Source organism: Mesorhizobium sp. HAY1-8B (genome assembly GCF_056868045.1).
Genome location: NZ_CP200321.1, coordinates 3918985 through 3931922, shown reverse-complemented (window position 1 = coordinate 3931922; position 12938 = coordinate 3918985). Strand labels below are relative to the sequence as shown.

Annotated in this window: 16 protein-coding genes; all 16 read right to left on the bottom strand. The window is 64.3% G+C overall.

Annotated elements, in window-relative coordinates; translation table 11 throughout:
* Positions 1–20 precede the first annotated feature (20 nt).
* Positions 21–737 (bottom strand): hypothetical protein, encoded by a 717-nt coding sequence (locus AC1VON_RS18490; RefSeq protein ID WP_483124445.1) that lies wholly within the window; start codon positions 735–737, stop codon positions 21–23.
* A 116-nt stretch (positions 738–853) separates the two neighbouring features.
* Positions 854–1537: a transcription termination/antitermination protein NusG gene (gene nusG, locus AC1VON_RS18485; protein WP_483124444.1), complete on the bottom strand. Its 684-nt coding sequence runs from the start codon at positions 1535–1537 to the stop codon at positions 854–856.
* Complete coding sequence (locus tag AC1VON_RS18480) at positions 1509–2711, bottom strand: hypothetical protein (RefSeq protein ID WP_483124443.1); 1203 nt, start codon at positions 2709–2711, stop codon at positions 1509–1511. The genes nusG and AC1VON_RS18480 overlap by 29 nt, the downstream gene beginning before the upstream one ends.
* Complete coding sequence (locus tag AC1VON_RS18475) at positions 2708–4681, bottom strand: DNA cytosine methyltransferase (protein ID WP_483124442.1); 1974 nt, start codon at positions 4679–4681, stop codon at positions 2708–2710. The genes AC1VON_RS18480 and AC1VON_RS18475 overlap by 4 nt, the downstream gene beginning before the upstream one ends.
* The gene (locus tag AC1VON_RS18470) at positions 4678–5247 is read right to left on the bottom strand and encodes a hypothetical protein (protein WP_483124441.1); all 570 of its coding nucleotides are present in this window, start codon (positions 5245–5247) and stop codon (positions 4678–4680) included. The genes AC1VON_RS18475 and AC1VON_RS18470 overlap by 4 nt, the downstream gene beginning before the upstream one ends.
* Positions 5244–5534 (bottom strand): hypothetical protein, encoded by a 291-nt coding sequence (locus AC1VON_RS18465; RefSeq protein WP_483124440.1) that lies wholly within the window; start codon positions 5532–5534, stop codon positions 5244–5246. Before AC1VON_RS18465 ends, AC1VON_RS18470 begins: the two co-directional genes overlap by 4 nt.
* The gene (locus tag AC1VON_RS18460; protein ID WP_483124439.1) at positions 5531–5824 is read right to left on the bottom strand and encodes a hypothetical protein; all 294 of its coding nucleotides are present in this window, start codon (positions 5822–5824) and stop codon (positions 5531–5533) included. The genes AC1VON_RS18465 and AC1VON_RS18460 overlap by 4 nt, the downstream gene beginning before the upstream one ends.
* Entirely contained in the window at positions 5821–6210 is a 390-nt protein-coding gene (locus AC1VON_RS18455) for a hypothetical protein (RefSeq protein ID WP_483124438.1), read from the bottom strand. Before AC1VON_RS18455 ends, AC1VON_RS18460 begins: the two co-directional genes overlap by 4 nt.
* Positions 6207–6503, bottom strand: coding sequence for a hypothetical protein (locus AC1VON_RS18450; protein ID WP_483124437.1), 297 nt, complete (start codon positions 6501–6503; stop codon positions 6207–6209). The genes AC1VON_RS18455 and AC1VON_RS18450 overlap by 4 nt, the downstream gene beginning before the upstream one ends.
* Complete coding sequence (locus AC1VON_RS18445) at positions 6496–6693, bottom strand: hypothetical protein (protein ID WP_483124436.1); 198 nt, start codon at positions 6691–6693, stop codon at positions 6496–6498. Before AC1VON_RS18445 ends, AC1VON_RS18450 begins: the two co-directional genes overlap by 8 nt.
* Positions 6690–9356, bottom strand: coding sequence for a DNA methyltransferase (locus AC1VON_RS18440; protein WP_483124435.1), 2667 nt, complete (start codon positions 9354–9356; stop codon positions 6690–6692). The genes AC1VON_RS18445 and AC1VON_RS18440 overlap by 4 nt, the downstream gene beginning before the upstream one ends.
* On the bottom strand, positions 9353–9922 hold the full coding sequence (locus tag AC1VON_RS18435) for a Rieske 2Fe-2S domain-containing protein (protein ID WP_483124434.1): 570 nt from the start codon (positions 9920–9922) through the stop codon (positions 9353–9355). Before AC1VON_RS18435 ends, AC1VON_RS18440 begins: the two co-directional genes overlap by 4 nt.
* A complete protein-coding gene (locus AC1VON_RS18430) occupies positions 9919–11208 on the bottom strand; it encodes an MT-A70 family methyltransferase (RefSeq protein WP_483124433.1) in 1290 nt (429 codons plus the stop codon). Before AC1VON_RS18430 ends, AC1VON_RS18435 begins: the two co-directional genes overlap by 4 nt.
* On the bottom strand, positions 11201–11932 hold the full coding sequence (locus AC1VON_RS18425) for a ParB/RepB/Spo0J family partition protein (protein ID WP_483124432.1): 732 nt from the start codon (positions 11930–11932) through the stop codon (positions 11201–11203). Before AC1VON_RS18425 ends, AC1VON_RS18430 begins: the two co-directional genes overlap by 8 nt.
* Positions 11929–12378: a hypothetical protein gene (locus AC1VON_RS18420; RefSeq protein WP_483124431.1), complete on the bottom strand. Its 450-nt coding sequence runs from the start codon at positions 12376–12378 to the stop codon at positions 11929–11931. Before AC1VON_RS18420 ends, AC1VON_RS18425 begins: the two co-directional genes overlap by 4 nt.
* Positions 12378–12866 (bottom strand): hypothetical protein, encoded by a 489-nt coding sequence (locus AC1VON_RS18415; protein ID WP_483124430.1) that lies wholly within the window; start codon positions 12864–12866, stop codon positions 12378–12380. The genes AC1VON_RS18420 and AC1VON_RS18415 overlap by 1 nt, the downstream gene beginning before the upstream one ends.
* Positions 12867–12938 lie beyond the last annotated feature (72 nt).

Sequence of the window (12938 nt, the reverse complement as noted above, 5' to 3'; positions counted from 1 at the left end):
GGCGGGCCCATCGGGCAGGCCTATCTGGCCGTGCCTATCGCCTGCGCGAGGGCGACCTGAAACTGGCGAGGAAACGACCTCTCTGCGATACGTGCAGAGATGTCGAAGAAGGAATAGCGGGCCTTGTAGTCCAATGACGTGACGAACACGAAAACCGGTTCGATCTTGCCCTTGCCTGTCCGACGCCAGATGCCGCGCTTGAGCTTGCTGCCAGCCTTTGGGATGAAGTAGCGCGAACGGTTGGCGCCAGCGCGCTTGCGTGACTTGGCTGTCTCCCACTGCATCGCGTCGGGCGATGCGGCAAGCTGAGAGAGGATCTGTGTGACAACGCCCGGCGAGACGTTGCCGTAGGCGTTCATCCTCAACCCCGCAGCCGGCACCGCATACTCACTGCTCGACATCGCGCCTTTGCCGATGAGCCACTTCTCGAAGCCCTTGTGCGGTCGGCTACCACCTTCGACCTGTGGCATGAGGTAGTGCTTGCGACTGCGAGGGCTTTCGCGAAACCCTACGACTGCGTTGAGATGCTGCTTGGTCGCAGGCGTTACCTGCAGACTGTTTAGCGTGAAGGGCGTTGGCCTATCGAATACCAGCGGAAGCAAGTCGCGCTGATCCGCCCTCACCTCATTGGCCGTCGCCGTCAGAGCTTTCGCCGTGGCGAATGGCACCTGCCCGGCGAAGCGTTCAAGCCCGTTCGTCCACGCAGCAATGTTGCTCTCAAGAGAGATGAACGACATCGCAGCTGTCCTGGAATCTTAGCCATCGCGGGGAAGCTGGTTGCTTCCCCTGGGGCTGATGGCGCGGTCCACCTGTTCGGCGTGCGACTCTTTCAGCTCGTCCTGGGTGGGATTCGCTAATCCAGTTTCGTGACTTCCGCAAGAGCGAAGCCGATCGGCGTCTTGCGACCGAATATGTCGACCTCGACCTGGACCTTGTGCTTGTCGCCGAGCATCAGCACCACGGCCTCGAAGCCGGCGAACGGGCCACTGTCGATCGACACCTTGTCGCCAGCCTTCAGCGCATTGGTCAGCACGGCGATCGCGTCAGGATCGTTTTCGATACGTGCTTGGAATTTAAGGATTTCCTGTTCGCTTACGGGGCTTGGACTATCGCATCCACCGATCGGACTGAGCACGCCAGAGACCGTCCGCAAGCCTGCCCATGTCGCCGCGCATGACACCACCTTGACGAAGATGTAGCCTGGGAAAGATGGCATCCGAACAGGTTCCAGGGACTGATGCTTGCGCCGTCCGCGCCGCTTCGGCTCGCTCTCCGTGTGCAACATGACACGCTCGACATTGGCCTCTTCAAGCAACTTATCCACAGCAATGTCGGCGCGATCCTCGACCCGAAGCACGTACCAGCGAGCCTCCGGACCGTCCTGACCAGCCGCGGCGAGCATCGCCTGCTCGCGGCGCGTCAGTGCGATTCGCCTGTCGCTCTTCTGCCAGGCGCGGTCGACATTGATCACCTCGCCCGTCGAGCGATCCACCCAGACGTGCTCTCGATCATTCAGCCGCTTCACGTCCGCCCGCATCATGTTGTCCTCGCACCGCCTGTTCGAAAGCTTCCAATCCACCCGGTCCGCCAACCGGGAAGTAGACGCCGCGCATCGTTCCGGGGTCTGGCAGCCATGGCCAGCCGCGCAGTTCGTGCTCGACCTTCCAGGCCTCCCAGCATTCGGTGCCGACCGGCACGAACTCGCAGAGCTTGCCGAGCCGTTCCTCTTCCGGGCCGAAGCTGTGGATGCCGAGGCCGCGTGTCTCGGCGGCATGGTGCAGCCCGTTGACCATCGGCCAGCCGGTCCGCATCCGGTTGCCCTTCTCCAGCGTGTCGCGGTTCAGCGTCCCCTCGGCGATTGCCCGCTCTTCCCAGCCCTTCAGCGGCGAGGCTTGAGCCTTCGGCCCGGTGATCAGGTCGCGCATGCGGATCGCCGCCCAGACCGGTCCGAAGGCCGGTGCATAGGCTGGCCGCGCGGATGCTTCCGGCTTCGGCGCGAGCCGTTCCCAGCGCTTTTCCGATAGGTACACGCCGAACGCACAGCGGCCCTTGGTGAGCTTCTCGGCGGCGAGGTAATCGGCCATGCGGTCGGCCGCCATCTCGCGTTCCGCCGGCGTCAGCGCCATCGCAGCGGCCAGCGCCGTCTTGCCGCTGTCGGCCACGAATGACGGCCAGTTCGGATGAACCCGCTTCAGCCACCGCTCGACGGTTTTCTGATCCTCCCGGTCGCGCTCGCGGTCTCTCTCAACGGAGGGATCAAGGGAGGGGTCTGGAGGGGTTGGGTGACTCAGCTTGTCACCCTTATCCGTCTCTGGTGTCACCCTTGGCGCGTCTCCGGCGTCACCCTTCTCGGCGTCTTCGAAGGGTGACACCGTGTCACCCTTATTGTCAGGGCGATTGCGGGCCACCAGCGACCAGCCGCCCTTGCCGAGCAACTGCAGCACGTCGAGGTCCAGCGCGTATTCGTTGGTGCTGCGCGGCCCCTTGCCGCCCTCGCGCACCAGCCTGATCAGCCCGATGTCAAGGAACGCCTTGAGCTCGCGCTGCACTTGGCGCGTCGAGCATTGTGTCGCGCGCGCGATGGTCGAGATCGCCGGGAAGATACGGCTGCCGTCATCCTCGCAGGCGTCGATCAGTTTCAGCAGCACCAGCTTGCGTGCGCAGGTGCCCATGTCGGCGCGGAAGCCTATGCCAAGCAGAAAAGCACTCACTCTGCCGCCTCCGCGAAGGCGTGCCGCACGTTGCATTCGGCCAGCAGCTTGATCATGTGCGGCGGCACGCTGTTGCCGACCAGGTGATATTTCTCGGTCTTGGTAAGCCGACGCGTCTTGCCGTCGATCGTGATTTCCGCCGGCAACGCGCCCGGCTTGAAACCATGCGCGGCGGCGCCCTCCTCCGGCTCCAGCATGCGAATGCCGATGTCGTCGATGTAGTGCGCAACGCCCTTCACCATGACCTCGACAAGGCCATAGCGTGCCTTGCCGGTCAGCGCGCCGAGCGGCTGGCGCACGTCGTCATCCTGCTTGCCCGAGCCGAAATAGTGCTGGAGGAAGCCGAGGATCAGATGGGCATGACCGCCGCCCTTGCCGCCGCCGGTCGACAGCGTCGCCAACGGCTCTTCGATCGACCGGCCAGCGGCGCTGGTGCCATAGAGGCTTCCCAGCGTTGCGGCAATCACGCCCTGTTGCGATCCCGAGGCGGTGACCGTCGACAACGGCTCGTCGGCACGGCGGCCAGGATTGACGCCACCGATGCGCCGATCGTCGTTATTGTGCTGGGCAAGGAAAGCCGCAACAAGCGCTGCCTTGCTACCGCCGACCTGCGTGCCAGCCGGTTCTTCCAAGTCGAGCACGCGCGGTGCCTGCCCTTCGCGCTCGCCATATCCGCTCTGGATAAGACTGGCCGCCACGACCGCATGCCGAGGCGCCCCGGCCATCACGGTATCCAGCGGCTCGGTCGGCATATAGCCATCGCCGTTCTGGGCGAACTTGGCCATATGCGCCGCCACCAGCACACGGTCTTCCTTGCCCGTCGTGGTGCCTAGCGGCTCCGCCATGTCGCGCGGTGCCGATTGCGCCGCCCGCCCGCCGGCGCCCACGATGGTTGCACCCATCACCGCCATCCCCGACGAGGTGTGTAACGTGTTGATCGGCTCCTCGACCGAATGGACGCCGTTGCGGGTCGCCGCGCTCTGTTGATCGGTGCGGATCAGCGTCGGCGCCACCACCGACATCTCGCCGCGATGAGCTGTGGTCAGCGTGCGCAGCGGTTCGGCGGCATCATGCACGCGGTCATCGCCGGCATGCGTGATCGGCACGATGAACGGCTTCGCCGCGTCGACGACATAGCGCATCACCCCGCGCGCCGTCCTCCGCAGCGTCGCCTCGGCCAGCGGCTTCTTGCGCCCGAAGATCGATTTCACCGGCAGCGACCAGTCGATGATCGTATGCGCGCCGACCCAGGGTTTCAGGCCGAGCCGCTTGGCATCCTTGCGCGGCGCATGCGTGCGCTCCGGCCAGACGATCGGGCGGCCGTCAGCCTGCGCGACACCGAAGAACCGCTTGCGGATGGTCGGCACGCCATAATCGGCGCAGACCAGAACGCGGTGTTCGAAGCTGTAGCCGAGGCCGCGCAGATGCTTCAGCCAGGCGCGCCAGATCCGGCCCTTGTGGGCGGGATCCGGGATCAGCCACTGTTCCTGCACCGGAACGCGTTCGCCCTTGGCCGCGACCGAACCGTCGAGCCGAAGAACGCGCCCTGTCGCCGGGTCGCGCTTGGCGATCAGCGGTCCCCATGTCGTGATCTCCTGCACGTTCTCCATGGTGATCGTCTCGGGCCGCACGGTACCCGCCCAGCGACAGATCACCCACGCCAACGACCGGCGGCGCTTGCTGACCGGCTTCGACCCCTTGGCAACGGAGAAGTGCGTGCAGTCGGGCGAAGCGTGCAGCGCGCGAACGCCGCGCCCATTGGTCACTTTGCGAGGGTCCGCCTCGAACACGTCGCAGCGCAGGTGCCTGGTGTGCCGGTGTCGCCTCTCATGCACCGCGACGGCCACCGGATCATGGTTGATCGCGACATGGACGTGGAAGCCGGCATCTTCCAGCCCGTCGCAGCCTCCGCCCATGCCGGCGAACAGCACGATCGTCATTCGGTTGTCGAGAGAAAATGGTGCGTTCATCGCTGCGCCTTCTTCCAGTCGGCAAAGGCGGCGCGCAGTGATTTCCACGCCTCGATCGCCCGGCCGTTTTCGTTGAGTTCTTTTCGGGAGGTGACGCCGAGCAGGGAGCGCACCTTTTGCGCCACGCGCTCGTCGGTCAGCGGGCTTTCCAGCCCGTGTCTTTCGCGCAGGAACACCTTGAACGCCGGATCCTGGCAGCGCATGCCGCATTCGGCGGCGAAGTTCTTCGGGTCGCTGGCGGCCGGCTCACCCTTGGCGGGATTGCGCCTGGGCGGCTCGCCTTTCAGCGCGCGGATGGTGCTGAAGGCTTCGTCGAGCAGCCGCAACAGGAAGCGCACCGTATCGGGCGCGTTGGAGACGAAGGCGATCTCGTCGGGCGTCGCCGTGTCGAAGCGCAACAGCACGAACAACTCACCCATCTCGCCGCGCGCCTCGATGAAGGCACCGGCCTCATCGTGCACGCGCGTCCAGTCCGCCGGCGCGATGTCGGCCATGGCCGTGCGGATGGCGCGAAGCTTGGTGGCATCGGCAAGTCGCCGGTCGGAGATCGCGGCCGGTGCATTCATGGCATACGCCCGTGCCGTTCCATCGCGCGGCGCAGCTTGTTCGCCGCATTCTCCAGCGATCGACGCGCGGCGATCTCGCCGGGGCCGTACTTCGCCTGCGCCAGCTTGTCGGCAGCGGTGGCAACCGTGCGACAGGCCTGCATGATATCGGTGTCGGCTTCGCTGGCCTTGGCCTTGCGCGCCGGCAACGAAGCCGCGATACGCTCGACCTCGGCCAGCAGCATTTCGCGCACGACAGGCGCCAGCTTGCGCGCCAGCGGGTCGATCTTGGAATCGAGCGCGCTCATGATGCGCCTGCCGCGAATTCGGCAAGAGCCAAGCGGAACCGATCGACAACGTCGGCGAGATCTGCACGTGGCAGGCCATTGCCGTCACGGACCGCCAGCAGCAACGCCACGCGCACGGCCATGAACTTCACGCCCGTCTCGAAATTTCCTCGGTGGCAGGCTGCTACGATGACTTCGTTATACTTCAGCGCGACGGAATCCGGCATGCGCAGAAGCGCATCCGCCCGAATGCGGTCGTCATCACCGGCATCGTGCAACTGGCGCAGGATCGGCAGCATGGAATCGGTCATGCGCGTGGCTTCCTGATCTGTCGCGATTTGCTGTTGATGAGCAGTGGAAGGCGCTTAGTCGGAGGACGACGCGATGCGGCGGGCGCTTGCCTCTCTTCTTGCAGCCGGTCGAGCCTATCGATTTCGGCAATGATCAGGGCACCGGCTCGCACCAAGTTGCGGCGCACATCCCTAGGCTTCCACCATTCAGCCGCCCAAGGCCAAAAGGTCTTGATCGCAGCATCTTTCGCCCAGTGCACGACGGCGGTCATGGCGTAGCAAGCCGCCGCACCTGCCAGTTGGCCCTTCGTCGCCATGTCATCGTGCGACGCGTCAAAGTCCTCGACACTCGTCTGTCGCTGTCGTTCGGCGATGACATCAAGGATCGACTTCGAAAGATCGCTCATGGCGTGCTCTCCGTTTCACGTGTGGCGGCTGGTGTAACCAATTGGTCTGCAATGCTTTTCAGCGTCACGCGGCGGTGCGGCGGACGCTCCAGATAGGCATAAGGATCAAGCCCGGCCATCTCGCAAAGCAGCAGATAATTCCCGGCGGAAAGCGTCTTGCCGTTGATGGCGCGCGACAGCATCGCGCGGTCAGTGTCGGGCCACTGATCTTCGGCCCGGCGCAGCGAATAGCCGAGATCGTTCAGCCGGTCCTGAAAGGCATTGGCGAAGCGCAGGAAGGCGATGTCAGCCATGGCCAGCCTCCCGCAACTTGCGGTCGAGCGCGCGCTTCAGCCGCTTCATCTCACGTTCGGTTTCAGGATCCGGAGCGCGCTCTTTCACCTCGGGGTAGTGCTTGTCGCCGCGCAGCCGCTTGGCTTCGATCGCGGCGGCATAGCAGCCGGCCGAATTCTTGTCGGGATCGTATTTCGCGCGCCTGGTCACTCCGCCGCCTCCACCGCATCTGTGTCGGCAATGCCCAGCATGTCGAACATAGTCGGGATGGCGCGCTTCGCTTCCGCCTCCTGGCAGTAGCGCAGCCCGTCGCGGAAATAGGTGGCCGACAGTTCGGAGGCCTGCCCCTTGCGGCCTTTCAGGATGGCGCGATAGGGCACGGTCATCAGCCCGCCGAACGGGTCATAGATGATGTCGCCCGGGTCGGAGTAGCGGTCGATCAGCCGGTCGACGATGTCGAACTGCAGCGGGCAGACATGCTTTTCCAGGTTGCGGAACGCCTGCTGCCCGTTCAGCGTCAGCATGCGGACCACGTCGGTCCAAATCGCCGGATGCTTCGACGGCGGGTCAAGCGTCATGTAGGTCTTGGAGAGGGAATCCCGCGCCGCCAGTTCCTCGCCCAGCCGCACATGCTGCTCGAAATCGTAGATCGCTTCTTCCGAGACCTTCTGGAACAGCGCGCGCAGCGGCTTCGGCCCGAGCCGCACCAGCTCATCCGTGGTCAACAGCCGCTCGCCCGAGGACGGCCAGAAGGCGTGCGCGTCGAGCTGCCAGCGCGCCAGCGTGTAGCCGCTGTCGGGCACCTGCGGCCGGCGGTCGCCGTCGCTCCAGCGCTCATGGACGCCGTCGCCGGCAATCACCAGCGGCTTGTCGTGCACGACCGGCCTGTCGGCATAGCCGCGCGAAAGGTCGCTCTGCGGCCGGCGGAAGAGCAGGACATATTCCGGACAGCCGACGCCCATCTTGGTGGCGTCCTTCATCATCTCGGAATAGGTCAGGCGGTAGGTCTGGTTGTTCTCCTTCACCACGTCGGTGGCGATGGTGATCATGCCCATGTACTGAAAACCGTGCTTCAGATAGTGGAAGATCGCCTCTGCGTGGAACGGCGACACGGTCGGCACACCCTCCCCGGTCACCGAGCCGAACAGCACCCGATCCTTGACATGGATACAGGCCAGCCGGCCGGGCTGCAGGATGCGCAGCAGCTCCGGCGTCAAAAAGTCCATCTGCGCCCAGAAATGGGCGTTGTCGTCGGTATGGCCGAAATCGTTGTAGCTCGCCGTGTACTCGTAATGGTTGGCGAACGGGATCGAGGTGACGATCTGGCCCACGCTGGCGCTGGCCGTCTGGCGTGCTTCCAGCACCGCGTCATTGTGGGCGATCACGAAGGACGTGCCGCGCTCTTCCTGCCGGCGCACGCCGATCGAGCGTGACAGCACGTCGTCGAGCGGCAGGCCGTCGAGGCCATAGCGGCGGATGATCTCCGCCATGCGCGCCATCAGCCGCTCATGCTCGGCCCATTTGCCTTCCAGGTTGCGGCGCACCTCGCGCTCGGCCTCGGAGAAGATGATGTCGATGCGGCATTCCCGCGCCTGGCCAAAGCGCACGATGCGGTGCACAGCCTGGATGAAGTCGTGGAACTTGAAGCCGACGCCGACGAAGATCGCCCAGTGGCAATGCTTTTGGAAATTGTTGCCGGCGCCAGACATTTCCGGCTTGGTGGCGAGGTATTTGAACTGGCCGTCCTTGAAGCCGATGGCGTTCCTTTCGTTCGCCTCCAGCCCCTGCGTGCCATAGATCGACCGCACGCCCGGCACCACCGCCTCGATCGCGCGCCGCTCGTCCTCGAGGTCGTGCCACAGCAAAGCGTGCGAGGCAGGATCCTCGGCGAGCAGCGCGCTCATCCGCTCGATCCGCGCGGCCAGGCTGTCGCGCTTGGCGGCACTCGCCTGCGTCACGCCAAGCGCCGTGTTGCGGATCAGCAGGCCCTGCCCGTCGCGGTCGTAGCCGGCCGTCGAATGGTCGATCGGCACCTCGTGCCAGTTGACCGTGATGGCGGGCAGCACATAGCCGTCGTCGGGAAAACCGAGATCGGCGGGCGATTGCAGGAAGACGGCCCAGCTATGCACCCACAGCCAGAACTCGTCTTCCTTGTGCGGGAACAGCGTCAGGTCGCCGGCCGATTCCGAATTGCGCTGGAAGAACCTGGTCAACGCCTGGCCGGTATCCATGATGCCGAGGAAGCCGGCATAGTGGATCAGTTCCTTGGTGCGGTTCGGCGATGGCGTCGCGGTCGCGACGAACTTGAAGCGCACCGCGGCAAACAGTGGCAGGAACGTCTGGAAGGTTTTCGTGCCATAGCCGCGCAGCACCGCCGCCTCGTCCAGGCTGGCGGCAACGAAGCGCGCCACGTCGATCTTGCCGGCAAGCACGCTCTCGTAATTGGTCAGGTAGATCGTGTCGTCGCCATCAATTTCGGCATCGCTGCGGATGAACTTCAGCTTCACGGCGCAATCGCCGGCAAAGCGCTCATCCGCCTCGGCGAAGAATTCGTGCCGCACGCCGAGCGGAATGACGATCAGACGAAGACATGGCGGACATCCAACCTCCCCGCCCCTGCGCTTTTCTTGAAGCTTCTCCCCTACCAAGCGCATCAGCTCGATCTGCATGAAGGTTTTGTGCAGGCCGAACGATGCGAAGATGGCGCGGCTGCCGCCCTTCAGCGCCCAGCGCACGATCGCCCGGCAATGCGGCGCCCCGGCCGGATTGATATCCTCGGGCTTCACGTCGAAACCGTCGGCTTTCGCCAACTGCATCTTGCCGCGCAGGAAGGTCAGGTAGGGATCGTCGGGAATGTTGACGGGCACGTTCATAGCGGCACCGCCTCGCTGGGCAGCGGCGGCAACACTTTACCGGTCGCCATATCGATCCGAAGCAAATGAAGCGGGCAGGTAATGGCACCGCTTTCGTCGGCCGCCTGGTCGGCAAGCGGCACATTGCAATGGGGGCAAATCCAGCCGCGATCATCACGGCGCGCCTGCTTGCCCTCCCAATGCTTGAAATGACAGCCCCAGGTCACGCCGCTCCGAGCGGCCAAATCATGCATCCGGGGCAGGAAAGGATTTGCCAGGCGCCTGCAGCGCCGCCGCTTCCACACTAGCGCGGGCAAGCCCTCATTCTTGTTGCCGGCTTCATTGAGCATCAGTGGCGCGGCAAAGGCCAGGCGCCAGAACCACTCATCATTTTCCGGCCCCGGCATGAAGCGGGCGTCGAAGTGGTAATGAACGTCGTGGACGTTGAGGCAATGCGCGTCATTGTGCTTGGGCCCGATCACAGGCCAGTCACGGACGCGATCCTTCCATTCGCCGCGAACAGTCGGCACCAGATAGTAGGTTCCGACCTGAACCGGCGTGGTCAATTCGTCGAGACGTTTGATCATGACGCCACCGCCTTCTTGGCGCGCGGCTTCTTTGCCGGGGGCCCCGATTGCTCCGCAATCTCCCCGGCCTTCTCGGCGGGCGGAAGGTCCACTGGACCTTCCGATGGACCCGCCTCAAAGCCCCACGCATCCCAGCCCGGCCGGGGCGAGCGGCAGAACATCTCGAGCTTCGGCACGCCTGGCCAAAGCCGTTCGATCTGCTCGGCATAAAAGTCAGGCTTGGCGCTGTGCCCCATGGCCGGGTGCGCGGTCAGCTTGCGCGGCTGGGTACCCGGCAACGGCGCGGGAAAGTCGCCACGCGTGCCGATCAGCAGCAACTCGCAATTGTCGAAACCCCAATAGCCGGTGCCGAGCTGCTTGCCGGGATAGACCTTCTCCCATGCCCAGAACGACTTGAAGGCGAAGCCCCAGGCCTCCATGCAGGCAAGCCCGTTGGCGAGGTCGGTGACCCATAGGAACAGCGCCGCATCGCGCGCCGCTGGACAGCCGAGCGCCAGGATCTCGGGCAGCGGCATTGTCGGATAGTGGTTTTCCGCGCTCTTCTCGCGCCCCGTCACTTCCGAATGGACAAGGAATTTCCAAGGCGGATCGGCATAGATGATCGGATAGGTCGGCCCTTGCGCGCCATCCTTCCACCATATCGGGGCGGTGGCTTCGCCGCGCTGGGCGATCATCTCCATATGCGCCAGGCGCACCGTGTGGCGCAGCTTCTGTCTCGCAGCACGGATCTCTTTCGCCCGCGCCACGATCTGCTTTTCCTCGCGTGCCAGCACTTCGCGCTGCGCCTCGACCGCCAGGTCCGACAGCGCCTCGCCAGCATGCACGGACACCCGGCCGTCACGGATCGCCTGCACCAGCTCATCGGCGCCATGGTCGCGGATGCGCTTGGCGGCAATGACGGCGCGCTCGGAGATCGACAACCGTTCAGCAGCCCGTCTGGTCGACATGCCGGCCGCAGGGACCGTGTGCCTGTTCATGCCTTGCTCAAGATCGACGATCTGAGCCGCCACCATGGCACGCTGGCTTTCGGTCAGATGACGACGATGAAGATTGTGCGACAGCACGAAGTTCAGCGGATCATCACCGTCATAATCGGTGAAGGCTGGCTCAATTTGCGCAAAGAGGCACGCCGCGTAGCGGTTGCGGCCATCAAGGATCCTGCCCTCTAACAGGACGATCGGCACTCGCTGGCCGAAGGTGCAGATATCATCCGCGAGCAGCGCGACCTCTGCATCCGGCAACATTGGAAAAAGGTCGGCGAGCGGATGCGCGAGCAGCTCAGTCATCGCGGGGCACTCCACCGATGATCGCCGTCAACACCTCAGCCGAAACGATATCTCGGACTGTTGCGCCGCCTTCGGGATTCGCTACGTGGTTGGAAATTGCCGTAAGGATGCGGGCTTCACGGAGGCAACGGCTTGCCAGCTTTTCGAGGTCAGCCCAAAGGATGTCGCCGAGCCGCTCGTTCGATATTGAAACGACAACATCAAAGGGGCCACTTAATGAATCGACCGGGCGCCGGCCGCCGGCATTCATGGCAGAATGCAGTGACATCGCACCGCTGCGCACGGCTGCAATGGTTGCAGGCGATCCACGACCTATCAATCTCAAGGCGTTCGTCACAGAACGTGCTGAAATGTTGAGGAGATGTGCGGCCTTCCAGACCGGCAAATTTGCTGGTCTAGCCGTGGCTTGGTTTAGACCGAGCGGCCAATTGACTAGCGAGGCCGCAATCAGCGCACGTTGGCTTTCCTTTAGATGGCGCCGATGCAGGTTTTGGGAGAGCACGAAGCCGAGAGCGTCGTCACCCTCAAACAATACTGAGCGGACATCTACGCCTGCTTGCCGGCATGCGGCATAGCGATTGCGACCGTCCAGTATCTTCCCATCATGAAGAACGATGGGCGTTTCAAGGCCGCGCTTTCTGATGTCGTCTGCAAGGCGCAGCAATTCCGCGCCATCGAGCATCGGGAACAGTTCGGCGAGCGGGTGCGGAAGGAGGTCGCTCATGCCAGCTCCACCCGCATGACGCGATAGGTGCGGCTTCCACCGCCGCCAGCGCAGCGAGCGATGATTCGGATCAGTTCCGCTTCGATGAGTTCGGCCAGATAATCGCTACCGTGTCCGGCGCTCACCTTCGCCGCGCCGGCGAACTCGCGCACACTGCCCGAGACGATGCCGGAAGCATCGGCGCCCATGCGCATGGTGTTCCATACGCGGGCGGCCTGCGGCGAGATCCGGTGCGCGCGCGCGAACACGTCGGCGCAAAACCCGCTGTCGTCGGCAGGCTCGTCGAGGATGGTTTCGAAATGCCGCTGGACGAACGTGGTGATGCTGACGCCGGCCGCTCGCGCCGCCCTTTCCAGCCGCGCATTCATCACGCGATCGCACTTGACCGAGAACCGATAGAAACTGTCGGCGCGCTCGTCCGGATCGCGCAGGGCAAGGCTCGCCATCACTCGCCTCCCACCACTTTCAGCCCACCGGCGGCCTGGACCCCGGCAAGCGCATCGTCGATCGAGGCGGTGAGGCCGGAGATCTTCGAGCTGATGCCGCGCAGGATGGTCGCTTCGGTCGGCGTCACGATGCCGTCGGCGCGCGCCTTGACGGTCTCCACCACCAGGCGGCTGGCCTGTTCGACCAGTCCCGCCACCTGTTCCTCGAGGTGCGCCACGCGGCTGCCATTGTCGCTCGCGTCGGTCAGGGTGCGGCCATGGAATTCGGCCATGACGGCAGTGACAAAAGGCCGGCCGCAATCCTCTTCCAGTGTCAGCACGACGCTGAGTGACATCAGGTCGCGGTCGAGACCACCGTTCCAGCGACCGACCTGGCCCTTGGAATAGCCGGTCTTTTCCATGACGCGGGCAATGCCGCCGCAGGCCTCGACCAGGTCATGCTGCGCGGCAAGCAGGCGCAACTGCCAGCGTGTCGTGAATTCGCTCATTTTGGCCTCCTCAGGCAAAAGCATTCACGCGGCGGGAATTTCTTCCGCCGTTTCCCGTGGTGGGATGGTCTC